Below are 23,354 nucleotides of genomic sequence, written 5' to 3'. Positions count from 1 at the left end.
TTGAAGTCGGTCACATAACAGAGAAGCAGCATGGATGGCGCTCACCCTCAACAGCAGCAGCCACTGGATGGCAGCTCAGTTCTTCTGGTGGTAGACGACTACCCCGAGAACCTCATCAGCATGCGGGCCTTGCTGGCCCGGCAGGATTGGCAAGTATTGACGGCAAGCTCTGGGATAGAAGCCTTGAGCGCGTTGCTTGAGTACGAAGTCGACCTGGTGTTGATGGATGTACAGATGCCGGAAATGGACGGCTTTGAAGTCGCCCGGCTGATGCGCGGCAATCAGCGTACCCGACTGACCCCGATCATTTTCCTCACCGCCAACGAACAGTCCGAAGCGGCCGTGCTCAAAGGCTACGCCAGCGGCGCCGTGGACTACATGTTCAAACCGTTCGACCCACAAATCCTCAAGCCCAAGGTCCAGGCGCTGCTCGACCAGCAGCGCAACCGGCGCATGCTGCAGCAGCTGAGTCGCGAGCTGGAGACGGCCAGGGCCTTCAATGCGTCCATCCTGGAAAATGCCGCCGAAGGCATTCTGGTGGTTGATGCCCAAGGCATCATCAGTTTTGCCAATCCGGCCATTTCCCGTTTGCTGGCGGCACCGGTGCAACACCTGCAGGGCACCCAATTGCTCGACGTTGTGCAACTGACCAGTACCAGCCTGTGGCGCGAGTCGGACTTCTACAAGGCCTACCAGGGGCGGCAGATCTACCGCGTACACGATGCCCAACTGCGTACCCAAGGCGGTGAGCTTGTGCCGGTGGCGCTGTCCTGTGCGCCGTTGCCGGCCGATCAACAGGCCATGGTGGTGACCGTGCTGGACATGTCGGCAGTGCGTAACTTGCACCAACAGCTGGAATACCAGGCCATTACTGACCCGCTCACCGGCCTGCTCAACCGCCGTGGTTTCTACCAGGCGGCTGAAGGTGCACTGTTGCGCAACGAGCGCTCGGACAAGGCGCAGGCGCTGATGTACATGGACCTGGATGGCTTCAAGCGCATCAACGACTCGCTCGGCCACGACGCGGGCGACCGGGTGTTGCGCTGGGTGGCCGAGCAGCTCAAGGACTGCCTTGGCAGTGAGGCCTTGCTGGCGCGTATGGGTGGTGATGAGTTCACTGCACTGTTCGACAGCTTGCCCTACCCGGAGCAGGCCGGGCGTTTTGCCGAGCGGTTGCTCGAACGTGTTTCCATCAGCCATGAGGTAGACGGGCTCGATGTGTGCCTTGGGGTCAGCATCGGCATTGCCACCTACCCGGACTGCGGCGCCAATGTCGAAGGCCTGCTGCGTTCGGCCGATGCTGCGATGTACGCCGCCAAGCAAGCGGGGCGTCAGCAATACCGCTTCTACGATCAGGAACTCAACGGACGGGCGCGCTCGCGATTGATGCTCGAGGACAGCGTGCGCACGGCCATCGAGCAGCAGGACTTTACCTTGGTGTACCAGCCACAGGTCGCCTTCCACGATGGCCGCCTGCGTGGTTTCGAGGCCTTGCTGCGCTGGCAGCACCCCAGCGTTGGCGATGTGCCGCCGGGGCTGTTCATCCCGCTGCTGGAAGAAGCGCGGCTGATCAACCGCCTGGCCAGCTGGATCTACCGCCAGGGGGCCGCCCAGCGGCAGGCCTGGTACGACAGGTTTCCGCCGGACCTTGTGCTCGGCATCAGTCTGAGCCGCGCGCAGTTCGTCATGCCTGGCCTGGTCGAAGAACTGCAACGGGTCATCCAGCTTTACCAGCTTGTCCCGACGCAGTTGGAGGTGGAAGTGGCGGAAACGTCGCTGATGTATAACATCGATGCGGCCGTCAAACAGATACACCGCTTGCGTGAGCTGGGCGTGAGGGTGGCCCTGGATGACTTCGGTGCGGGTGACTGTTCGTTGCGCATGCTGCGCGACCTGCCTATCGACACACTCAAGCTCGACCGTCATCTGGTGGCACGTCTGCCCGATTCGGCGGTAGATGCTGCGTTGGTTCGCAGCGTGATCGGCCTGTGCGCCGACTACCGTATCACGGTGATCGCCGAGGGGGTGGAGACCCCGGCGCAGGCAGCCTGGCTCAAGGCCAATGGCTGCGAATACGTTCAGGGTTTCCTGGTGGCTTATCCGATGACCGCGACTGACGCTAGCAGCTTCCCGGCAATTTTCTCCTGGCCAGGGCCGTGATTGGCTAGAATCGGCATTCGTTACGCCGAATACAGCGCCATGACCGTACTACGTTACTTGCAAGCCTACCCCCCGCACCTGCAGGAGCAGGTGCGGCAGATGATCGACAGCGACCGCCTGGGTGAATACCTGCAGCGCCGTTACCCTGACCGCCATGACGTGCAAAACGACAAGGCGCTGTATGGCTATGCCCAGGATTTGCGCCAACAGTACCTGCGAAGTGCGCCAAACCTGGACAAGGTGCTGTTCGACAGCCGCCTCGATCTGACGCATCGGGCCCTGGGCTTGAACACGGCGGTGTCGCGGGTGCAGGGCGGCAAGCTCAAGGCGAAGAAGGAAATCCGCATTGCCTCGCTGTTCAAGGAGGCCGCGCCACAGTTCTTGCGCATGATTGTTGTGCACGAGTTGGCGCACCTGCGCGAGCGAGATCACAACAAGGCGTTCTACCAGCTCTGCCAGCACATGGAGCCGGACTATCACCAACTGGAATTCGACCTGCGCGTCTACCTGACCTATCGGGAGCTGCCGGGCAACCTCTAAGGAACATGCAGCATGGAAGTGAGCAAGACCAAGAGCAGCTTCTACCGCCGCCTGTACGTGGCCTGGCTGATCGATAGCCAGACTGCGACCAGCGTGCCCGCCCTGATGGAAGCCACCGGCATGCCTCGTCGCACAGCTCAGGACACTATCGCCGCGCTGGCCGACCTGGACATCGTCTGCGAGTTCGAACAGCAGGAAGGCGCACGCAACCACGCCGGGCATTATCGCATTCATGACTGGGGGGCGATCGACAAGCAGTGGATCATCCGTCACTTGCGGCAGATCCGCGAAGTGCTGGGTTACCCCTGATGTGCAAAGCCCGCACAGGGTGGGCTCATCCCTTGCGCATTCCAATGGACGCGATGCCGTCCTCCGAAGACTCCTCGCCCACCACGGCAAACCCATGGCGGGCATAAAACGCCTGTAAATGCGCTGGAGCCGACAGATAAACCGGCACCCCCGGCCAGCAATGCTCCGCCGCTTCCAGCCCCTTGAGCAGCAAGCTTTCGTCGAGCTGCAAACCTCGCGCCTGCGGTGATGTCACCACTCGTCCGATCACCACATCCCCACCTTGTGACTGCGGATCCAGCAGGCGCAGGTAGGCCACCAGCTTGTCTTCCTGCCAGGCCATGAGGTGCAAGGTATCGCCAGTCAGGTCCTGACCATCGACTTCCTGGTAGGCGTGGCGCTGCTCCACCACGAGCACTTCAGTGCGTAGCTGCAAAATGGCATAGAGCTGCTCCTTGCCGAGGTCGGTGTGGTGCTTGCAGAGCCAGTCGATTGACATGGGCACGAACTCCTTGGATGGGGCTCGATCATCGCATGCTGCATGTGCTTCGGCCAAAATAGAGGCTAAATGACACTATTGGCCGCTGCCCTCGGCAAGCGCTTTGTGTAATCTCACTGGCAGTGTTGCCCTCCATTGCGAAAGGACGTGAGCATGCGGCCACTGCTTTGTGTTCTGGGATTGCTGACAACGATGCTGGCAACACCTGCCCCGGGTCACGACAAGCTACGCCTGGTGGCCGACAACTGGCCACCGTTCACCGATGCCAAGATGCCGGGCGGCGGCCTTGCGACCAGCATCGTTACCACCGCACTGGCCCGTGCCGGCTACGCCAGCGGCTATGAAGAGGTGCCGTGGGCGCGGGCGTTGCTGGGGGTAGGTGAAGGGCGCTACGACGTGCTGATCAATGCCTGGTACAACGACTCGCGCGCCAATATCGGGCAATTCTCCAGCGCCTACCTGAGTAATCGTATTCGCCTGCTGCAACGTAAGGGCGAGGCGTTCAGCTACACGCGTCTGTCTGACCTTTATGCCTACAGCATTGCGGTAGTGCGTGATTACGCCTATTCACCGGAATTCGACGGGGATCCGCGTCTGAACAAAGTGCCGGTGCGCAACTTTTCTTCTGCGGTACGCATGTTGGCGGCAGGGCGGGTAAGCCTGGCGGTGGAGGACGAGTACGTGGCCCGCTACAACCTGCAGCGCGAGCCGCAGGAAGTGCGTGACAGGGTGATGCTGGTGGATCCGCCGCTGGGGGAGAACACCCTGCATGTCCTGGTCAGCCTGAAGCACCCGGAGCACAAGCGGATCGTCGAGCGCTTCGAGCAGGCGATAGCGGCGATGAAGGCCGATGGCAGCTATGCCCGGCTGCTGCGTCAGTATGGCTTTTGAGCACAGGCAATAAAACGATCACGCCGGGGCATTTTCCTTGATCAGGTGTGCCGCCAGGGTCCGCAATGGCCCCAGCTGCCGGCATATCAACGCCAACTGCGTCTGCACCAACCGCTGATGCTCATCCAGATCTTCCGGCATCTGCTCCAGGGCATTGGCCAGCGCCTCTTCGGCATCACTGTGAATCGCCACCGGCAGCCGTGCGGCCAGGCCGTTGGCAATCTCGTCCAGGCTGCTGGCCAGGCTTTGCCCGGCGCCTTCGATCAACTGCTCCTGCACCTCCGCCGGCAACGCCGTGTCGCGGTGCGCGCCTAACCCCGAGAGGTAGCTGAGCAAGGTGTGCGACAGCACCAGGAAGCGAAAGCCAACGTCGGCCTCCTTACGGAAATGCCCCGGCTCCATCAGCATGTTGGCCAAGGTGGTGGACAACGCCGCGTCAGCGTTGTGGGCATTGCGCCGGGCCAGGCGGTAGGCCAGGTCGTCGCGCTTGCCGTGGGCGTACTGCTGCATGATCTGGCGCAGGTACACGCTGGCGCAGGCCAGGGTATTGGCCAGCGCCTTGTTCAGCCGTCGGCCCTGCCAGTCAGGCAGGAACAGGAACACTGCAAGAATGGCAATCAGGCTGCCCACCAGCGTATCGAACAGGCGTGGCAGGAACAGGCCGTAGCCATCGCCGATCTGGTTGAAGCAGAACAGCACCATCAGGGTGATCGCCGCAGTGGCCAGGGTGTAGCGGGTGGTGCGGTTGACGAAGAACACCACCCCGGCAACCACGGCGAACAACGACTGGATGACCGGGTTGGGGAACAGGTCGAACAAGGCCCAGCCCACGGTCAGGCCAACGGCAGTGCCGAAGATTCGCTGCACCAGCTTGCGCCGCGTGGCCCCGTAGTTGGGCTGGCAGACGAACAGCGTGGTGAGGATGATCCAGTAGCCCTGGGTCGGGTGAATCAGGTGCACCATGCCATAGCCGATCGACAACGCCAGCGGCAGGCGCAAGGCATGGCGGAACAACAGCGAAGTCGGTGTGAGCTGAGTGCGCAGGCGCGTCCACACGTCCTTCAGCGAGTGTGGCGAGCGGTCGAGCAGGCTGCTGTCGCTGGCGTCGGCCAGGCTATCCGGGTTGCTGGCGGCACTGAGCAGGCGGTCCAGCGTTGCCAGGTTGGCAGCCAGCGCCCGCAGCGACCGCAGCAGGCTGCGCCAGGCCGGGTTGCTCTGGATGCGCAGGTGCTCGAGCGAAGCGTTGAGGTCCTCGAGGGCTTCTGGATAACCGCTGGCCAGTACGAACGGTTGGCGCAGGCGGATCGAGCGGGCCAGTTCCTGGCAGGATGAACCCTGCTTACGCAACAGGCGCTGGCAGCGGAACATGACATCACTGTGGAAAAACGCCTCGGTCAGTGCGTTGTAGGGGTAGTGCGAGGCACTGACACGCTCGTGGATGTCCTGGGCCAGGAAGTACAGCTTGAGGTAGCGGCTTACCTTCGAGTTTGGCTGGCTGTTGCCCACCCGGTGCAGGATGATCTCCTTGGCTGCGTTCAGCGCGGCCACCACCTTGCCGTTCTGCTGCGCCAGTTCCAGGCGCCGTGCCTCGACGTCGAGCGTGCGGACCGGTTCAAACAGGCTGGCCTTGAGCTTCAGGTAGCTGCCCAGCTCGAAGAACAGTCTGGCCAGGCTCTGCTGTACCGGCTGGTTGGAAAACAGCGCCTGCCACAGCACCGACAACAACCCGTACCAGGCCGCACCTGCCACCAGCAGCAGCGGTTCGTGCCAGAAATCGGTGACCTGGCCGCCGCGCTGGTCCACCCCGATCATGGTGTAGACCGCAGTGATCAAGGTGGCCGAAGCGATGGCGCCGTAGCGCTCGCCCAGCGCCCCGAGCATGGTCAGGCCAAAGGCAGCCAGGGCCAGGGCAATGACGAAGATCCAGGGGTAGGGGAACAGCAACTCGACTGCCAGTGCAGCGATGGCGAAGCACACCAGGGTAACGGCCAGGGCGCTGAGGCGGCCCTGCCAGCTGTCGTCGGTTTCGGCCAGGGCGCTGGCGATGATGCCGAGGAACAGCGGAATCAGCAGGGCCATCTCGTTCTGGTACCAGCACAGGGCCAGGCTGCCGGTGAGGGCAATGGTGACCCGGATGCTGTAGCTGAACTTGTCTTGGCCCCACAGGCGACGCAGTGACTGACGGAACGAGCTCGATGACATGATGGCCTGCCAGGCGGTGATCAGAAGAATACCTTTCAGGGCCGGTTATTGGGGCCGCTTCGCGCCCCTTCGCGGGCACGCCCGCTCCCACGCATACGACACAGGGCCCTGCGGGAGCGGGCGCGTCCGCGAAGGGGCGCGCAGCGGCCCCAATAACGGCGCCAAGCACGGGCCAGCAAGAAGCGTTCCGTGCTGCTGAAAGGATTCTACTCTACACGAACTGCGCGGCGGCGTTCGCCGATGCCCAAGCCCACTGGAAGTTGAAACCGCCCAGGTGGCCGGTGACATCCAGCACTTCACCGATGAAGTACAAGCCGGGGCTTTTCAGCGATTCCATGGTCTTGGACGACACCTCGCGGGTATCCACGCCGCCCAGGGTCACTTCGGCGGTACGGTAGCCTTCGGTGCCGGCCGGTACAACTTGCCAGTTCGCCAGCTTTTCGGCGATTTGCGCCAGTTCCGCCGGGGTGTACTGCTTCATTGGCTTCGACTCGAACCACTGCTCGGCCAGCAAGTTGGCCAGCTTGCGGGTGAACACCTCGCCCAGCACGGTCTTCAGTTCGGCGTTGGCGCGTTCGGCCTGCATCTGTTGCAGCCAGGAAAGCGCATCACGGTCGGGCAACAGGTTGATCTCGACCGTGTCACCGGCTTCCCAGAACGATGAGATCTGCAAGATTGCCGGGCCGCTCAGGCCGCGGTGCGTGAACAGCAGGTTTTCGCGGAAGCTGGTGCCATTGCAGCTGGCGGTGCAGTCCAGCGAGGTGCCGGACAACTCGGTGCACATCGCCTTGAGTTGGGGCTCGGTGATGGTGAATGGCACCAGCCCAGCGCGGGTTGGCAGCAGGGTGTGGCCGAACTGGCGGGCCACCTGGTAGCCGAAACCGGTGGCGCCCAGGGTCGGGATCGACAGGCCGCCGGTGGCGATGACCAGCGACTGGCAGGCGAACTGGCCGCCGCTGGTCTGCAGCAGGTAGCCGCTTTCGGTCTTCTCGATCTGTTCGATGCTGGTGTGCATGCGGATCTCGGCACCGGCCTCGTCGCACTCGGCCAGCAGCATGTCGAGGATGTCGCTGGCCTTGTTGTCACAGAACAGCTGGCCGAGCTTCTTCTCGTGGTACGCCACGCCGTGCTTGCACACCAGCTCGATGAAGTCCCACTGGGTGTAGCGGGCCAGGGCCGACTTGCAGAAGTGCGCGTTGTGCGAAAGGAAGTTGGCCGGCTCGGTGTACAGGTTGGTGAAGTTGCAACGCCCGCCGCCGGACATGAGGATTTTCTTGCCTGGCTTGTTGGCGTGGTCGAGCAGCAGCACCCGGCGGCCGCGACGGGCGCTGAGCTGGGCGCACATCAGGCCGGCGGCGCCGGCGCCAAGGATGATCACGTCGGTGGAGTGCACGGTATGAACCTTCAGATTTGAAATGCTGAACCCTGTGGGAACGGTTTCACCCGCGAATGCGACGATGCATTTACTGCCGCGTTCGCGGGTAAACCCGCTCCTACAGGGGGCTTTGCCTGGCTTTAGATAATGCGGACTTTCAGGGCGCGACCCTTGATCTTACCGCTGTTCAGCCGCTGCATGGCCTGCTTGGCCAGCGCCCGCTCCACGGCCACAAACGCCTGGAAGTCGAAGATGGCGATCTTGCCCACTTGCTTGCCCGGGATGCCGGCATCACCGGTCAGGGCCCCCAGGATGTCGCCAGGGCGCAGCTTGTCCTTGCGGCCAGCGGCAATGCACAGTGTGGTCATCACCGGCAGCAGGGGCTCGCCGCCCTTGTTTTTCAGGCTGTCCAGCTGGTCCCAGCGCAGCGGGCTCTTCTGCAGCGCTTCGATGGCCTGGGCGCGGTGGCCTTCGGCCGGTGCCACCAGGCTGACCGCAACGCCTTTCTCGCCGGCGCGGCCGGTACGGCCCACGCGGTGCACGTGGATTTCGGCATCACGCGCCAGCTCCACGTTGATGACCATGTCCAGGCCATCGATGTCCAGGCCGCGCGCGGCCACGTCGGTAGCCACCAGCACCGAGCTACTGCGGTTGGCGAACATGGTCAGCACTTGGTCACGGTCGCGCTGCTCCAGGTCGCCGTGCAGGGCCTGGGCGACGATGCCCTTGGCGGTCAGGTGGGCGACCACGTCCTCGCATTGCTGCTTGGTGAAGCAGAACGCTACGCACGACTGCGGGCGGTAGTGGCCGAGCACGCGGGTGACGGCTTCCAGGCGTTGCTGCGGGTCAATCTCGATGAAACGCTGCTCGATCTGGTTGTCGGTGTGCAGGCTTTCGACCTTGACCTGCTGCGGGTTGCGCATGAAGTCGGCGGCCAGTTGCTTGATGCCGGCCGGGTAGGTGGCCGAGAACAGCAGGGTCTGGCGGCGCGACGGGGTCTTGCCGATGATGCTGGCGATGGCGTCGAAGAAGCCCATGTCGAGCATGCGGTCGGCTTCGTCCAGCACCAGGGTGTTCAACCCGTCCAGGACCAGAGTGCCTTTGTCCAGGTGCTGCTGGATGCGCCCTGGGGTGCCGACGATGATGTGCGCGCCGTGCTCCAGCGAAGCGATCTGTGGGCCCAGCGAAACGCCGCCGCACAGGGTCAGGATCTTGATGTTGTCCTCGGCACGGGCCAGGCGGCGCAGCTCCTTGGCCACCTGGTCGGCGAGTTCGCGGGTAGGGCAGAGCACCAACGCCTGGCAGCCGAAGTAGCGCGGGTTGATCGGGTTGAGCAGGCCGATGCCGAAGGCGGCAGTCTTGCCGCTACCGGTCTTGGCCTGGGCGATCAGGTCCTGGCCTTTCAGGATGACAGGCAGGCTCTGGGCCTGGATCGGCGTCATCGAGGCATAGCCGAGCGCCTCCAGGTTGGCCAGCATGGCAGTGGACAGCGGCAAGGTGGCAAAGGCGGTGGATTCGGTGGTCACGAGGCGGGCCTGCGGTGCGAAGCGAAAAATGCCGCATAGTCTACCAGCCTCGTGGCCATTCGCCCTACGACTCCATGTGTTGTTCCGGACGACGGGCACGCCTTCCGTCCGTCGGCGCCAGCTGCAGGAAGATCGCTGCTGCCAGCATGGCCATTACACCGATGGTGACGAAGGTCAGCTGGAACGCGCCCAGGGTGGTTTCCACGCCTTCGGCGCTGCCTGCCGCAGTAAAGCCGCCCAACAGTGCGCCGGCGCAGGCCACACCCAGGCTCAGCGACAGTTGCGCGACCACCGACAGCAGGCTGTTACCGCTGCTGGCGCTGGCGTCGTCGAGATCGATGAGCGTCACTGTGTTCATCGCAGTGAACTGCATGGAGTTCACTGCGCCCAGGAGGCCAAGCTGCACCAACAGCAGCCAATAAGGGGTCTGCTCGTCCACCAGGCCCAGGCTTGCCAGCAGGATGCCCAGCAGCAAGGTATTGCCGGTGAGGATGATGCGATAGCCGAACCGTTCGATCAGCGGTCGGGCAATGGATTTGGCCAGCATGGCCGCCGCCGCCAGCGGGATCATGCTCATGCCGGCCTGGGCGGGTGAGTAGCCCAGCGCGACCTGCAGCAGCAACGGCACCAGGAACGGCAGAGCGCCGCTGCCCAGGCGGGCGAACAGGTTGCCGAGGATGCCGATGGCGAAAGTACGCACGCGGAACAGGCTGGGCGAGAACAGCGGCTCCGGGTCGCGCCCGGCGCGCAGCCAGTACGCGGCCAGGCAGGCCATGCCGGCGAACAGCAGCAACATTACCCGCAAGTGCGGCAGGTGCAGCTCGCCCAGGCCTTCCATGGCAATGGTGATCAGTACCATCGCTGCGCCGAACAGCAGGAAACCAGGGCCGTCGAAGGTGGTGCGCTCGGCGCCGCGCAAGTCCGGGATGAACTTCCACACGGCAATGCAGCCAAGCAGGCCGACTGGCAGGTTGAGCAGGAAGATCCAGTGCCAGCTGAGGATTTCCACCAGCCAGCCACCGACCGTTGGGCCCAGCAATGGCCCGAGCAGGCCGGGGATGGTGATGAAACTCATGATCCGCACCAGCTCGCTGCGTGGGTAGGCGCGCAGCACCACCAGCCGCCCGACCGGCAGCATCAGCGCACCGCCCAGGCCCTGCACCACGCGGGCGAAGATCAGGAAGCCAAGGCTGTTGGCTGCAGCGCACAGCAGCGAGCCAAAGCTGAACAGCAAGATGGCGCTGAAGAAGATGCGCTTGGTGCCGAAACGGTCGGCGATCCAGCCTGAGGCGGGGATCAGCAGGGCCACGGTGAGCATGTAGGCAATGATCACACCCTGCATGCGCAAGGGGTCTTCGGCCAACGAGCGGGCCATGGCCGGCAGTGCGGTGTTGAGGATGGTGCCGTCCAGGGACTGCATGAAGAAGGCGATGGCCACCACCCAAGGGATCCAGCGGGCAGTGACGGGGTCCAGCGGGGTGCGTTCGGGCATGACGTCCTCGTTTGTCAGTGCCGGCCCTTTCGCGGCTAAAGCCGCTCCTACAGGGGTTACGCGTTCCTTGTAGGTGCGGCTTTAGCCGCGAAAGGGCCGGCAAGTCCAGTCACAATGTCAGGGTCAGGCCTTTGACCAGTGCCCCGGGCAAATGACTCGACCCGGTACTGCGCTGTCCATAAGTACTTGTCGACAGGATCATCTCGCGCTCCTGGGTCAGGTCCTCAAGCTGGCTGCCCAGCAAGCTGTACAGGCTGTCATCGAAGCGCATGGTACTCACCGGCCCCTGGATCTGCCCGTCTTCTACCCAGAAAGTGGCGAAGCGGGTCAGCCCGGTCATGCGCGCCGCTGGCAGGTCCGAGTAGTTCAGGTACCACAGGTTGCTGATGTACAGCCCGGTGCCAAGCCGCTGCAGGATTTGCTCGGTGGGCAAACTACCCGGCGCCAGGCTGAGCGCGCAAGGCGACTCGTAGCTGTCGGCGCCATTGGCCAGCAGCCCGAATTCGGCCGCACTGCGCGCACTGATCAGCCGTTGCAGCGCCTCTCCTTGCTGAATCAACGGCACATCCAGGCGCGGCGAGCCTTCATCGGAAAACGCCGGGCTCAACGAGCCACTGACCTGCTCGGTAAAGCTCACCAGCGGGCTAAGCCGCGCATCGCCGTTGTACAGGCGCTGCAAGGCACTGTTGCCAGTCGCCAGGGCCTGCGCGGAAAAACCGCCCCAGCACAACATGCCGGCGATCTCGTCCATCGCTGCCGGCGCCAGGAAAGCGCGGTAGCTGCCTGGCTTGAGGGTCACCGCCGGGCGCCCAAGAAAGCCCGATTGCTCCCGCGCCTGGCGCAGGCGTGCGCTGAAGTCGTCGGCGTTCCACAGCTGGCCGGCATAGTTGGCTTTCACCGCTTCGCCGTTTGGGTGGAACAAGCTCCAATCAAAGTTGAAGCTGTTGGCCTGGTGCCAGCCGAAAGCGCCGAACGAGCTGGCGAAGCCCCGGCAGACCGGGCCAGCGGCGTATATACCGACCAGGTCCAGGTCACCGGCATCACGCTCCAGCAGTGCCAGCACTTCGTTCAGGTCTGGCAGCGCCTGCGCTTGCTGGCTATGGCTGTGCCAGGGGCTCTCGTCCAGCCGCAGGTAAGGGTCGACGGCGAGTAGCGGCAGTGTCTGGCGCAGCTGCTCCAGGGCATCCGCCAGGCGTTGGCGGTCCAGCTGCGCATCGCCACTCAAGGTCACTTGCTGTTCAGCCTGGCGGCCATCGTGGATCAGCCGCAATTGCACAGTGGCCTGGTTTACTTCGCCGGCCTGGCGCACCTTGGCATGGTTGAAACGCACGAACTGCGATTGCTCGGCACTGTAACCGAGGGTGAACTGCTCGCCCGCCTGAAGGGCGGTGCGCACCTCCCCGACCAGGGTTTCGAAAGCCTGTTTCATCACGCGTCTCCTCCGAATACATCGATCTGGCGGAACACACAGGCCGGCGAGGCGTGGCCGACCCGCACCACCTGATTGGGTTCGCCCTTGCCACAGTTGGGCGTGCCCAGCACCTGGAAGGTACTGTGGTCGCCAACCGCCGACAGGTTGCGCCAGAACTGCGCGGAGATGCCGCGGTAGTTGGGGTTCTTGACGATGCCCTTGAGCTCGCCATTTTCAATCAACTGGCCCCATTCGCAGCCGAACTGGAACTTGTTGCGCGCATCGTCGATGGACCAGGAACGGTTGGTACGCATCAGGATGCCGTGCTCGATGCCTCCGATCAGTTGCTCGAAAGACTGGTCGCCCGGCTCGATGTTGAGGTTGGCCATGCGGTCGATCGGCGCGCGGTTCCAGCCGCAGGCACGGCTGTTGGCCACGCCGTCCAGGCCAGAGCGGAACTGCGACAGCGCGCCACCCAGCGGGCGCAGCAGCAGGCCGTCGCGTATCAGGAACGCTTTGCTGGCCGGGGTGCCGTCATCGTCATGACTGTAGCTGGCCAGCTCTTCGCCAATGGTCGGGTCGAAGGTCACGTTCAGCAGGCTGGAGCCGTACTGCAGGTGGCCGAAGTCGCTGGCTTTGACGAAGCTGGTGCCGGCGTAGTTGCGCTCGTCGCCGAGAATGCGGTCCATCTCCAGCGGGTGGCCGATGGATTCGTGAATCTGCAGCATCATCTGGTCCGGCATCAACAGCAGGTCGCGCGGGCCACTGGGGGTGTTCGGTGCCAGCAGCAGTTGCAGTGCTTCGTCGGCCACCCGGCTGGCCGCGCCGACCAGGCCGCAGCGCTCGATGATCTCGAAACCACCCTGTTGGCCGAAGTTGTCGCGGCCCAGGCTGCGGCTTTGGCTGTCCTGGCCGTCGCTGGCGGTCACCCCCAGGCCCGGGAACAGGAAGCGCTGGGCATGGCGCAGTTCGGCGCCGGCCGAGTTCAGGTAGGTTTGCTCGACCAGGCTCAGCCCCAGGCTGGCCTGCCAGTCCACCAAACGGCTGTCCTTGGGCACGCTGGCCGATTCGGCGGCGAGCAGGCCAAGGCAGTCGGCGAGGCTGGGTACGGGTTGGTCGAAGTTGGGCGAAACATGGTCGTGGCGTGCGCTGGTCACGGCTTGTTCGCGCAGGTCCAGCAGGCTGTGCCGGGCGATCTGCCGCGCCAGCGCCTCGGCTTGCTCAAGGGCGCGCTGCAGGCCAGCCTGGGACAGGTCGGCGGTGGCAGCGTAGGCCTCCACGCCATTGACCCGCACGGTAAGCATGGCGCCCTCATCCTGGTTGAAGAAGGGTGGTTCGGCGACGTTGCGGCGAACCGAAAGCGCCTGGTGCGACTGTTTCACATGGCGCAGGGAAAACAACTCGGCCGTACTGCGCAGCGCAGCAAAGCGCTGGCGCAGCAGGGCGCTGGAATCGAACATGCGGATGCCTCCGTGTACACGGTGGCTCCCCCTAGAACCACCCGTCTTGCATGCCGAGGCAGGTATCGTCGTGTGCCTCGAGCAATGCCAGCTCATTATGGCAGCCCGGTACTTCCCAGGTCAGGAAATAACGCGCAGCTTGCAGCTTGCCGAGGTAGAAGTCGCGATCAGCAGCCGTTCCCTTGAGCATGCCAAGCTCGGCGTGAACCGCCTGTTCCAGCCAGCGCCAGCCGATCACGCAGTGGCCGAAGGCCTTGAGGTACAAGGCAGAGTTGGCCAGGGCACCAGCGACTTTGCCTTGGGCCAGGTCGCCGAGCAGGGCCAGGGTTACGCCTTGCAGGCGGTTGGCCAGTTGCTCCAGCGGCTGACGCAGTGGGTCAAGGTTCGGGTGATGGCTGGCGCGCTCGCAGGTGGCGGCGATCAGGCGGATCAATTGCTTGAGGCCGGCACCATTGTGCTGTGCCAGCTTGCGGCCGAGCAGATCGAGCGACTGGATACCCTCCGTGCCTTCGTGGATCGGGTTCAGGCGATTGTCACGGTAGTACTGCTCCACCGGGTATTCGCGGGTGTAGCCGTGGCCGCCAAGAATCTGGATCGCCAGTTCGTTGGCTTTGAGGCAGAACGCCGAGGGCCAGGATTTGACGATCGGGGTCAGCAGGTCGAGCAGGTCCTGCGCCGGTTTGCGGGCGTTTTCGTCAGGGGCCGTATGGGTGTCGTCGAACAGGCGCGCGGCGTACAGGCCCAGATCAAAGGCGCCTTCTACGTAGGCCTTCTGCGCCAGGAGCATGCGTTTCACATCCGTGTGCTCGATGATCGGTACCGCCGGGCTGTGTGGGTCCTTGTTGTCCGGCAGCCGGCCCTGCGGCCGCTGGCGAGCGTATTCTAGGGAGTAAAGGTAGCCGGCGTAACCCAGCATCACCGCGCCCATGCCTACGCCTATCCGCGCCTCGTTCATCATCTGGAACATGCAGGCCAGGCCCTGGTGCGGCTGGCCGACCAGATAGCCGACGCACTGGCCATTGTCGCCGAAGTTCAGCGCGGTCGAGGTGGTGCCGCGCCAGCCCATCTTGTGGAACAGCCCGGCCAGCAGCACATCGTTGCGCGGGCCGCGGCTGCCGTCCGGGTTAACGTGGTACTTGGGCACGATGAACAGCGAAATGCCCTTGACCCCGGGCGGGGCGTCCGGAAGCTTGGCCAGCACCATGTGCACGATGTTTTCCGACAGTTCGTGGTCGCCGCCGGAAATGAAGATCTTGTTGCCTTTGAGCCGGTAGCTGCCGTCGCCTGCTGGTTCGGCGCGGGTGCGGATGTCGGCCAGCGACGAGCCGGCGTGGGGTTCGGTCAGCGCCATGGTGCCGAAGTAGCGGCCCTCGATCATCGGCTGCAGGAACAGGCGCTTCTGCTCTTCAGTGCCGAAGCTCTCGATCAGGTTGGCCGCGCCCATGGTCAGGAATGGGTAGGCCGTGGTGCCAGCGTTGGCGGCCTGGAAGTGGGCGAAGCAGGCTTGCGAGACCAGGCTGGGCAATTGCATGCCGCCCACTTCGAAATCGCGGTTGGCGTTGAGGAAACCGGCTTCGAGGAAGGCATCGACGGCGGGCTTCACTTCGGGGATCAGCTCGGCGCGGCCGTCCACGTAGCGTGGTTCGTTTTCGTCGGCCTTGCGGTTGTGCGGGGCGAAATACTTTTCGGCGATGGTGCGGGCGGTGGTCAGTGCCGCATCGAAGGTTTCACGGCTGTGCTCGGCGAAGCGCGGGCGCTGGGTCAGGGCTTCGGCGTCGAGGACTTCGTAGAGCTCGAAGGCAAGGTTGCGGGGGCTGAGCAAGGTCTCGGGCATGGTGGCGGTCCTGAGGCGGGATGCTGCGAGTGTAGGAGCGTGGTGAGACTGGAGACAGGTTAATAGGTTTGCGTGATATGGGTTGAGAACGCCGGGAAGCCTGCCGGTTATTGGTGAAACCAACGCAAGGTCAGGTCGTGTAATGCCTGCTCGGGACAATATAGAGACGTTTCCCACAATCCCGATCGGAAATGGACTGCTGCGGATCGAATGTCAGTTGGCCTTGAATGTGCGTTTTGGTGTTCACAAGGAAACGTTTCAGATGAGTGATGCCCACCCCGCTGACTTGGCTGAGGCCAACGGCAACCAGGTTCCCTTCTTCGTAGTCTCACCCATGAAATTTGGTGTAATGACTTTCTTTACCTTGGGCTTCTACTGGGTTTATTGCTTCTATCAAAGTTGGAGTCTGCATAGAGAGAAAACGGGAGAGCGCGTAAGTCCGCTCTGGCGAAGCGCTTTTGCAGTGTTCTTCATCTATCCATTATTGAGAAGGGCAAATGACCATATTCGCGACTCAGGTAAAACCTATCCGTGGTCCATCCTGGGGCTCACGCTGGGCTATTACGGTTTTTGCGTTGTCTGGGTGGCTGCCGGCGTCGTGTTGGAAGGCCAGCTGTGGCCGGCCTATTTTGCGGGTTTAGCCATTCAGGTAGCTTGGCTGATCATTCTGGTGTTCATGCAGAAGGGCATCAATTTCAGTGCGGGTGACAAAGAAGGGAAGGCCAACAGCCGGTTCACGCTGGCAAATTGGCTTTGGATGCTGTTGGGTATTGGGCTTATGGCAGCACAGCTGTCTGCTTTGATTGCGCTTTCACCAATGGTTTGAGCAACTTTTGGCCGGAGCTCTGTCTGAGGGGAGCTCCGGATAGTCCCCGATCCACCCCGCGCTTTCACTTGCCTTGAAGACAATACGATGCTGGGGTAGAAGCCTGCTGCAAGGCTTTTTTGATATGCCTGTCTAGGCTGGTCCTTTTCGCGGGTAAACCGTACAGCGGCCTGTGTCCAACCCCCGATGTGTGTCCACCACCAATCTGTGTAGGAGCGGGTTTACCCGCGAATACGGTGGTGGCGGCAACGGTGAACGACGGGTGAAGATTGGCCAGCAGGCCCGGCCCTTTCGCGGGTAAACCCGCTCCTACACGACGGCCTGTGTCCAGCCACCGACCTGTGTCCGCCACCGATCCGGTGTAGGAGCGGGTTTACCCGCGAATACGGTGGCGGCGGCAACGGTGAATGGCGGGTGGTAATTGGCCAGCAGGGCCGGCCCTTTCGCGGGTGAACCCGCTCCTACACGACGGCCCGTGTCCAGCCACCGACCTGTGTCCGCCAGCGATCCGGTGTAGGAGCGGGTTTACCCGCGAATACGGTGGCGGCGGCAACGGTGAATGGCGGGTGGTAATTGGCCAGCAGGGCCGGCCCTTTCGCGGGTGAACCCGCTCCTACACGACGGCCCGTGTCCAGCCACCGACCTGTGTCCGCCAGCGATCCGGTGTAGGAGCGGGTTTACCCGCGAATACGGTGGTGGCGGCAACGGTGAACGACGGGTAGAAACTGGCCGGCAGGTCCGGCCTCTTCGCGGGTGAACCCGCTCCTACACGACGGCCTGTGCATGTGTATAGGGGCGGGTTTACCCGCGAAAGGACCGGCCCAGGCAGCCGAGAATTTCCAGGGGATAAACGGTAACAACAGAAGACACCCAAGTCACCGTTGGCATGACCACGTTCTGGTGAGCACCTGTTAGTCCAGCCCCTGCTTCAGGACATGCACGCATAAAAAAGGAGAGCCGAGGCTCTCCTTCTTCTTCAACAACCCTCAGCCATTAGCCAATGGTCATCAGGCTGGCGTTACCACCCGCCGCTGCAGTGTTCACGCTCACCGCGCGCTCGATGACCAGGCGCTCCAGCGCAATCTGGTGATCCCCGCTGGACAGCCCGTGCACCCCAACGATCGCCCCGGCACGCTTGGCCACCTGCTGGCATACGCCGCGCAGCTGGTCCGAGTCGCCATGGTGGATCACGGCGTCGAACGCCACTTCATCCTTGTTCCAGTCCGCGACCAGCTTCACCTTGGCCTGCAGCTCACGCGGCAGGCGGGCGCGCAGGGCCTTGCCCGGTTCACCGTCAACCCACACCGCCGAGCTGCCAACGGCCAGTACCGCGGCGAACTGCGCCAGCAGGTCGGTTTCGTTGTCGGCCAGGCACAGCACGTGCTCACGCGGCAGAATGGTGTAGCTGTTGCGCTCGCCGGTCGGGCCTGGCAGCAGGCGAGCGATGCCGCTCTGCGACTGGCTGGCGAACTGGCTGCACAGCGCGGCCAGATCAGCCAGCTGGTTGCTCTCGGCCCAGGCATTCAGGCCGTGCAGTGGCTTGACCAGCTGTTCGTGCAGAGTGCGGTCCGGCTTGCCTTCGCCGTCCTGCTGCTGGAAGTGGCGGCCAATGGCATCGGCCGGGCGGGTCGACAGCAGGCGGTAGAGGTACAGCGGGCCGCCGGCTTTCGGGCCGGTGCCAGACAGGCCTTCACCACCGAACGGCTGCACGCCCACCACTGCACCCACAATGTTGCGGTTGACGTACATGTTGCCGGCGTTGGCGGTTTCCACCACTTTGGCGATGGTCTCGTCGATACGGGTGTGCACGCCGAGGGTCAGGCCGTAGCCGGAGTTGTTGATCTGCTCGATCAGCTGGTCCAGATTGCGGCGGTTGTAGCGCACCACGTGCAGTACGGGGCCGAAGATTTCGCGCTTCAGCTCGTCGAAGCTGTCCAGCTCGATCAGGGTTGGCATGACGAAGGTGCCGCGCTTGATCTCGGCAGCATCAGCAATGGCGACTTGGTAGACCGGGCGGCCTTTCTCGCGCATGCCCTGGATGTGCTTCTCGATGCCGGCCTTGGCTTCGGCATCGATCACCGGGCCGATGTCCACGGCCAGGCGGTCCGGGCAGCCCAGGCGGCTTTCAGCCATGGCGCCCTTGAGCATTTCGATCACGCGGTCGGCAGAGTCTTCCTGCAGGCACAGCACGCGCAGGGCCGAGCAACGCTGGCCGGCACTGTCGAAGGCCGAGGACACCACGTCGATCACGACCTGTTCGGTCAGTGCCGAGGAGTCGACGATCATCGCGTTCTGGCCGCCGGTTTCGGCGATCAGCGGGATCGGGCGGCCCTGGTTGTCCAGGCGGCCAGCGACGTTGCGCTGCAGCAGGCGGGCCACTTCAGTGGAGCCGGTGAACATCACGCCTTTGACGCGCTCGTCTCCGACCAGGCCGGCACCGACGGTTTCACCGCGGCCCGGCAGCAGCTGCAGCACGCCTTCTGGGATGCCCGCTTCCAGCAGCAGGCGCACGGCCTGGGCGGCGATCAGCGGGGTTTGCTCGGCAGGCTTGGCCAGTACCGGGTTGCCGGCAGCCAGGGCTGCGGCCACCTGGCCGGTGAAGATCGCCAGCGGGAAGTTCCACGGGCTGATGCACACCACAGGGCCCAGCGGGCGGTGGGCGTCGTTGCTGAAGTCGTTACGTGCCTGCACCGCGTAGTAGCGCAGGAAGTCCACGGCTTCACGCACTTCGGCGATGGCGTTGGCGAAGGTCTTGCCGGCCTCGCGGATGAGCAGGCCCATCAGCGGCTGGATCTCGGCCTCCATCAGGTCGGCGGTGCGCTCCAGAATGGCAGCACGTTCGGCTGGCGGGGTGGCCTGCCAGATCGGCGCGGCGTTCAGTGCGCACTGGATGGCGTTGTCCACGTCGGCAACGGTGGCCTCCTGCACATGGCCGACGACGTCGCGGTGGTCTGCCGGGTTCAGCACCGGTGCGGCAGCGCTCTCGCTGGCGGCGCAGGCCAGCAGCGGGGCAGCCTTCCAGTCATTGTGAGCGGTGGCCAGCATGGCGCAGGACAGTGATGCCAGGCGGTGTTCGTTGGCCATGTCGATGCCGGCCGAGTTGGCCCGTTCAGTGCCATACAGATCGCGCGGCAGGGGAATGCGTGGGTGCGGCAGGCCGATACTGCCTTCCTGGGTACCCATGCGCTCGATGCTGGCCACCGGGTCGGCGACCAGTTCCTGGATGGAAATCGAGTGGTCGGCGATGCGGTTGACGAACGAGGTGTTGGCGCCGTTTTCCAGCAGACGGCGCACCAGGTAGGCCAGCAGCGTTTCATGGGTGCCGACCGGTGCATACACGCGGCACGGGCGGTTCAGCTTGCCATCGGCAATCTTGCCGACCACTTGCTCGTACAGCGGCTCGCCCATGCCGTGCAGGCACTGGAACTCGTACTGGCCCGGGTAATAGTTCTGCCCGGCAATGTGGTAGATGGCCGACAGGGTGTGGGCGTTGTGGGTGGCGAACTGCGGGTAGATGGCTTCTGGCACGGCCAGCAGCTTGCGGGCGCAGGCGACGTAGGACACGTCGGTGTACACCTTGCGGGTATAGACCGGGTAGCCTTCCAGGCCTTCGACCTGGGCACGCTTGATCTCGCTGTCCCAGTAGGCGCCTTTTACCAGGCGGATCATCAGGCGGTGGCGGCTGCGCTTGGCCAGATCGATGACGTAGTCGATCACGTACGGGCAGCGCTTCTGGTAGGCCTGGATAACGAAGCCGATGCCGTTCCAGCCAGCCAGGGATGGCTCGAAGCACAGGCGTTCGAGCAGGTCCAGCGAAAGCTCCAGGCGGTCGGCTTCTTCGGCGTCGATGTTAAGGCCGATGTCGTACTGCTTGGCCAGCAGTGTCAGCGACAGCAGGCGCGGGTACAGCTCTTCCATCACGCGCTCGTACTGGGCCCGGCTGTAGCGCGGGTGCAGTGCCGACAGCTTGATCGAGATGCCTGGGCCTTCATAGATGCCACGGCCATGCGAGGCCTTGCCGATCGAGTGGATGGCCTGCTCGTAGGACGCCAGGTACTTCTGCGCGTCGTGTTCGGTCAGTGCGGCTTCGCCGAGCATGTCGTAGGAGTAACGGAAGCCTTTGGCCTCGAAACGGCTGGCGTTTGCCAGGGCTTCGGCAATGGTCTCGCCGGTGACGAACTGCTCACCCATCAGGCGCATGGCCATGTCGACGCCCTTGCGGATCATCGGTTCGCCGCTCTTGCCGATGATGCGGGTGAGCGAGGAGGTGAGGCCGGTTTCGTTATGGGTGCTGACCAGCTTGCCGGTCAGCAGCAGCCCCCAGGTGGCGGCGTTGACGAACAGTGACGGGCTGTTGCCCAGGTGCGGCTGCCAGTTGCCGGTACTGATCTTGTCGCGGATCAGCGCATCACGGGTGCCTTTGTCGGGGATACGCAGCAGGGCTTCGGCCAGGCACATCAGCGCCACGCCTTCCTGAGACGACAGCGAGAATTCCTGCAGAAGGCCCTGGACGATACCGGCACGGCCGCCGGCGCTTTTCTGGTTGCGCAGTTTTTCGGCAATGCCCGCGGCCAGCTTGTTGGTGGCTTCGGCCAGTGGCGCGCTCAGGCGCGCCTGCTCCAGCAGCATCGGCACCACTTCCTGCTCCGGTCGGCGGTAGGCAGCGGTGATCGCCGAGCGCAGTACCGACTGCGGCAAGATGCTTTCGGCAAATTCGAGGAAGCACTGGTGGCTGTGGTCAGCCTGGACTTCACCGGCATCGTCGGCCAGGTTGCTGACATGACCGTTGAGTTCGGTCAGGGTGGCGCCACCCTCGAGCTTCTCCAGGTAGTTGAAGATCGCTTGCTTGATCAACCAGTGCGGCGTGCGGTCAATGGACTGCGCAGCTGCTTTGAGTCGCTCACGGGTCGGGTCGTCGAGTTTGACCCCAAGGGTGGTAGTCGCCATTTCTTATCCTCGTTATTGCCACGGTTGTGGCCTAAGCTGGCGTCAAGAGTATCTGCAGGACAATTCGGGTGCAACCAGGTGCAACCCGATTTTTTCGTGTGAAAGGTGCAACTCGTCCGACAGCTATTCCCATACCCTGAAAAGGGGCGCTTTCGGTGCGATTTATTCTGAAAAAGCGGGTTTTTGCTCCCGAAAGGAGCAAGAAGTGGGCTTTGTCGGAAAATGCACGGGCAGGTGCAACTTGCAAAAGAAAAATGGTTGCACCTTCTTTGCGTTGTTGCATAGCATTCGCCGCCTGGGTGCAACCACCAACGCTGTGGTTGCGCATGATAAAAACAAACGCCAGGGCACACGCATGGGCAATCCACTAACGATCACCTTCGTGATCTACATCGCAGCAATGGTGCTGATCGGCTTCGCCGCCTATCGCGCTACCAACAACCTTTCCGATTACATTCTGGGTGGTCGCAGCCTGGGTAGCGTGGTTACCGCGCTGTCTGCCGGTGCCTCCGACATGAGTGGCTGGCTGCTGATGGGCCTGCCCGGTGCCATCTACTTCGCGGGCCTGTCCGAGGCCTGGATCGCCATCGGCCTGACAGTGGGTGCCTACCTGAACTGGCTGTTCGTGGCAGGCCGGCTGCGCGTGCAGACCGAACACAACGGTGACGCGCTGACCCTGCCGGACTACTTCTCCAGCCGTTTCGAAGACAATAGCGGGCTGCTGCGTATCATTTCCGCCATCGTCATCCTGGTGTTCTTCACCATCTACTGTGCCTCCGGCATCGTGGCCGGTGCCCGTCTGTTCGAGAGCACCTTCGGCATGTCGTACGAAACCGCTTTGTGGGCTGGTGCGGCGGCGACCATCGCCTACACCTTCGTTGGTGGCTTCCTGGCGGTGAGCTGGACCGATACCGTACAGGCTTCGCTGATGATCTTCGCGCTGATCCTGACCCCGGTAATCGTGCTGATCTCCACCGGTGGCTTCGACCAGACCTTCGCCGCTATCGAGGCGGTGAACCCGGCGAACTTCGACATGCTCAAGGGTGCCACCTTCATCGGCATCATCTCGCTGATGGGCTGGGGTCTGGGTTACTTCGGCCAGCCGCATATCCTGGCGCGCTTCATGGCCGCTGATTCGGTGAAGTCGATCGCCAAGGCGCGCCGCATTTCCATGACCTGGATGATCCTGTGCCTGGCGGGTACCTGTGCCGTTGGCTTCTTCGGCATTGCCTACTTCTCGGCCCATCCTGAGCTGGCAGGCCCGGTTAGCGAGAACCACGAACGTGTGTTCATCGAGCTGGCCAAGATCCTGTTCAACCCATGGATTGCGGGTGTCCTGCTGTCGGCCATCCTGGCCGCAGTCATGAGTACCCTGAGCTGCCAGCTGCTGGTGTGCTCCAGTGCCCTGACCGAAGACTTCTACAAAGCCTTCCTGCGCAAGAATGCTTCGCAGGTCGAACTGGTGTGGGTCGGCCGTCTGATGGTGCTGGCCGTGGCCCTGATCGCCATCGCCATGGCCGCCAACCCGGAAAACCGCGTGCTGGGCCTGGTGGCCTATGCCTGGGCTGGCTTCGGTGCCGCCTTCGGCCCGGTGGTGCTGATTTCGGTGCTGTGGAAAGGCATGACCCGTAACGGTGCGCTGGCCGGTATCGTGGTGGGTGCGCTGACGGTGATCCTGTGGAAGAACTTCGACACCCTCGGGTTGTACGAAATCATCCCGGGCTTCCTGTTCGCCAGCATCGCCATTGTTCTGGTGAGCAAGCTGGGCAGCCCTTCGCAGACGATGGTCAAGCGCTTCGAAGCTGCTGATGCGGCGTATCACGCCGACAAGTAACACCCGTTGAATTGGCGGCGCCTGCTTTGCGGGTGCCGCCAATCAGCAGCCAGGCCTGACTCCGCCTGC

15 protein-coding genes are annotated in these 23,354 nt (G+C 63.3%); 6 read left to right on the top strand and 9 right to left on the bottom strand.

Annotated features, from left to right (window positions below):
• Window positions 1–30: 30 nt before the first annotated feature.
• From AC3RCM_RS25210 to AC3RCM_RS25200, 3 genes are read left to right on the top strand one after another with little or no spacing between them, the layout of a single operon-like run.
• Window positions 31–2,160, top strand: a complete 2,130-nt coding sequence (locus AC3RCM_RS25210) for a putative bifunctional diguanylate cyclase/phosphodiesterase (protein WP_064492595.1) — start codon at window positions 31–33, stop codon at window positions 2,158–2,160.
• 39 nt (window positions 2,161–2,199) lie between these two features.
• A complete protein-coding gene (locus AC3RCM_RS25205; protein WP_054889349.1) occupies window positions 2,200–2,700 on the top strand; it encodes a M48 metallopeptidase family protein in 501 nt (166 codons plus the stop codon).
• 12 nt (window positions 2,701–2,712) lie between these two features.
• Window positions 2,713–3,009 carry a winged helix-turn-helix domain-containing protein gene (locus tag AC3RCM_RS25200; protein ID WP_003249396.1) on the top strand — a complete coding sequence of 99 codons (297 nt, stop codon included), beginning with the start codon at window positions 2,713–2,715 and terminating at the stop codon, window positions 3,007–3,009.
• Between the two features lie 25 nt (window positions 3,010–3,034).
• On the opposite strand, the gene AC3RCM_RS25195 is transcribed toward AC3RCM_RS25200, so the two are convergent.
• Window positions 3,035–3,487 carry a GNAT family N-acetyltransferase gene (locus AC3RCM_RS25195; protein ID WP_064492594.1) on the bottom strand — a complete coding sequence of 151 codons (453 nt, stop codon included), beginning with the start codon at window positions 3,485–3,487 and terminating at the stop codon, window positions 3,035–3,037.
• 153 nt (window positions 3,488–3,640) lie between these two features.
• Here AC3RCM_RS25195 and AC3RCM_RS25190 point away from each other — a divergent pair, with 153 nt between their 5' ends.
• A complete protein-coding gene (locus AC3RCM_RS25190; protein ID WP_020192742.1) occupies window positions 3,641–4,378 on the top strand; it encodes a substrate-binding periplasmic protein in 738 nt (245 codons plus the stop codon).
• Window positions 4,379–4,396: 18 nt separating this feature from the next.
• Here AC3RCM_RS25190 and yccS read toward each other — a convergent pair whose 3' ends face one another.
• From yccS to AC3RCM_RS25155, 7 genes are all read right to left on the bottom strand, one after another.
• Window positions 4,397–6,580, bottom strand: coding sequence for a YccS family putative transporter (gene yccS, locus AC3RCM_RS25185; protein ID WP_020192743.1), 2,184 nt, complete (start codon window positions 6,578–6,580; stop codon window positions 4,397–4,399).
• 211 nt (window positions 6,581–6,791) lie between these two features.
• On the bottom strand, window positions 6,792–7,973 hold the full coding sequence (locus tag AC3RCM_RS25180) for a BaiN/RdsA family NAD(P)/FAD-dependent oxidoreductase (RefSeq protein WP_020190675.1): 1,182 nt from the start codon (window positions 7,971–7,973) through the stop codon (window positions 6,792–6,794).
• Window positions 7,974–8,095: 122 nt separating this feature from the next.
• Window positions 8,096–9,433 carry an ATP-dependent RNA helicase DbpA gene (gene dbpA, locus AC3RCM_RS25175; RefSeq protein WP_230065385.1) on the bottom strand — a complete coding sequence of 446 codons (1,338 nt, stop codon included), beginning with the start codon at window positions 9,431–9,433 and terminating at the stop codon, window positions 8,096–8,098.
• Window positions 9,434–9,545: 112 nt separating this feature from the next.
• Entirely contained in the window at window positions 9,546–10,973 is a 1,428-nt protein-coding gene (mdtD, locus tag AC3RCM_RS25170; protein WP_003249408.1) for a multidrug transporter subunit MdtD, read from the bottom strand.
• A gap of 109 nt (window positions 10,974–11,082) precedes the next feature.
• On the bottom strand, window positions 11,083–12,402 hold the full coding sequence (locus AC3RCM_RS25165; RefSeq protein WP_492629242.1) for a TldD/PmbA family protein: 1,320 nt from the start codon (window positions 12,400–12,402) through the stop codon (window positions 11,083–11,085).
• Window positions 12,402–13,844: a TldD/PmbA family protein gene (locus AC3RCM_RS25160; RefSeq protein WP_198748373.1), complete on the bottom strand. Its 1,443-nt coding sequence runs from the start codon at window positions 13,842–13,844 to the stop codon at window positions 12,402–12,404. Before AC3RCM_RS25160 ends, AC3RCM_RS25165 begins: the two co-directional genes overlap by 1 nt.
• A 31-nt stretch (window positions 13,845–13,875) precedes the next feature.
• Window positions 13,876–15,678 (bottom strand): acyl-CoA dehydrogenase, encoded by a 1,803-nt coding sequence (locus AC3RCM_RS25155; protein ID WP_409313630.1) that lies wholly within the window; start codon window positions 15,676–15,678, stop codon window positions 13,876–13,878.
• A gap of 142 nt (window positions 15,679–15,820) precedes the next feature.
• Between AC3RCM_RS25155 and AC3RCM_RS25150 the strand changes: the two genes are divergently transcribed.
• The gene (locus AC3RCM_RS25150) at window positions 15,821–16,504 is read left to right on the top strand and encodes a hypothetical protein (protein WP_492629241.1); all 684 of its coding nucleotides are present in this window, start codon (window positions 15,821–15,823) and stop codon (window positions 16,502–16,504) included.
• A 993-nt stretch (window positions 16,505–17,497) separates the two neighbouring features.
• Here AC3RCM_RS25150 and putA read toward each other — a convergent pair.
• The gene (gene putA / locus AC3RCM_RS25145) at window positions 17,498–21,451 is read right to left on the bottom strand and encodes a trifunctional transcriptional regulator/proline dehydrogenase/L-glutamate gamma-semialdehyde dehydrogenase (RefSeq protein WP_492629240.1); all 3,954 of its coding nucleotides are present in this window, start codon (window positions 21,449–21,451) and stop codon (window positions 17,498–17,500) included.
• A gap of 355 nt (window positions 21,452–21,806) precedes the next feature.
• Between putA and putP the strand changes: the two genes are divergently transcribed.
• Window positions 21,807–23,285, top strand: coding sequence for a sodium/proline symporter PutP (gene putP, locus AC3RCM_RS25140; protein ID WP_041167205.1), 1,479 nt, complete (start codon window positions 21,807–21,809; stop codon window positions 23,283–23,285).
• The last annotated feature ends 69 nt before the right edge of the window (window positions 23,286–23,354 follow it).

The organism is Pseudomonas sp. GW823-FHT05G12 (assembly GCF_058795575.1).
The sequence above is the reverse complement of the archived record's forward strand: the minus strand, read 5'-3'. Positions and strand labels throughout refer to the sequence as shown.

What these genes read in the sequence shown, in the direction of transcription:
- AC3RCM_RS25195 (WP_064492594.1), bottom strand. Translation starts at nt 3,487, where the DNA reads ATGTCAATCGACTGGCTCTGCAAGCACCACACCGACCTCGGCAAGGAG.
- mdtD (WP_003249408.1), bottom strand. Translation starts at nt 10,973, where the DNA reads ATGCCCGAACGCACCCCGCTGGACCCCGTCACTGCCCGCTGGATCCCT.
- AC3RCM_RS25205 (WP_054889349.1), top strand. Translation starts at nt 2,200, where the DNA reads ATGACCGTACTACGTTACTTGCAAGCCTACCCCCCGCACCTGCAGGAG.
- AC3RCM_RS25200 (WP_003249396.1), top strand. Translation starts at nt 2,713, where the DNA reads ATGGAAGTGAGCAAGACCAAGAGCAGCTTCTACCGCCGCCTGTACGTG.
- AC3RCM_RS25155 (WP_409313630.1), bottom strand. Translation starts at nt 15,678, where the DNA reads ATGCCCGAGACCTTGCTCAGCCCCCGCAACCTTGCCTTCGAGCTCTAC.
- AC3RCM_RS25210 (WP_064492595.1), top strand. Translation starts at nt 31, where the DNA reads ATGGATGGCGCTCACCCTCAACAGCAGCAGCCACTGGATGGCAGCTCA.
- AC3RCM_RS25150 (WP_492629241.1), top strand. Translation starts at nt 15,821, where the DNA reads ATGCCTGCTCGGGACAATATAGAGACGTTTCCCACAATCCCGATCGGA.
- putP (WP_041167205.1), top strand. Translation starts at nt 21,807, where the DNA reads ATGGGCAATCCACTAACGATCACCTTCGTGATCTACATCGCAGCAATG.
- dbpA (WP_230065385.1), bottom strand. Translation starts at nt 9,433, where the DNA reads ATGCTGGCCAACCTGGAGGCGCTCGGCTATGCCTCGATGACGCCGATC.
- AC3RCM_RS25160 (WP_198748373.1), bottom strand. Translation starts at nt 13,844, where the DNA reads ATGTTCGATTCCAGCGCCCTGCTGCGCCAGCGCTTTGCTGCGCTGCGC.
- putA (WP_492629240.1), bottom strand. Translation starts at nt 21,451, where the DNA reads ATGGCGACTACCACCCTTGGGGTCAAACTCGACGACCCGACCCGTGAG.
- AC3RCM_RS25190 (WP_020192742.1), top strand. Translation starts at nt 3,641, where the DNA reads ATGCGGCCACTGCTTTGTGTTCTGGGATTGCTGACAACGATGCTGGCA.
- yccS (WP_020192743.1), bottom strand. Translation starts at nt 6,580, where the DNA reads ATGTCATCGAGCTCGTTCCGTCAGTCACTGCGTCGCCTGTGGGGCCAA.
- AC3RCM_RS25165 (WP_492629242.1), bottom strand. Translation starts at nt 12,402, where the DNA reads ATGAAACAGGCTTTCGAAACCCTGGTCGGGGAGGTGCGCACCGCCCTT.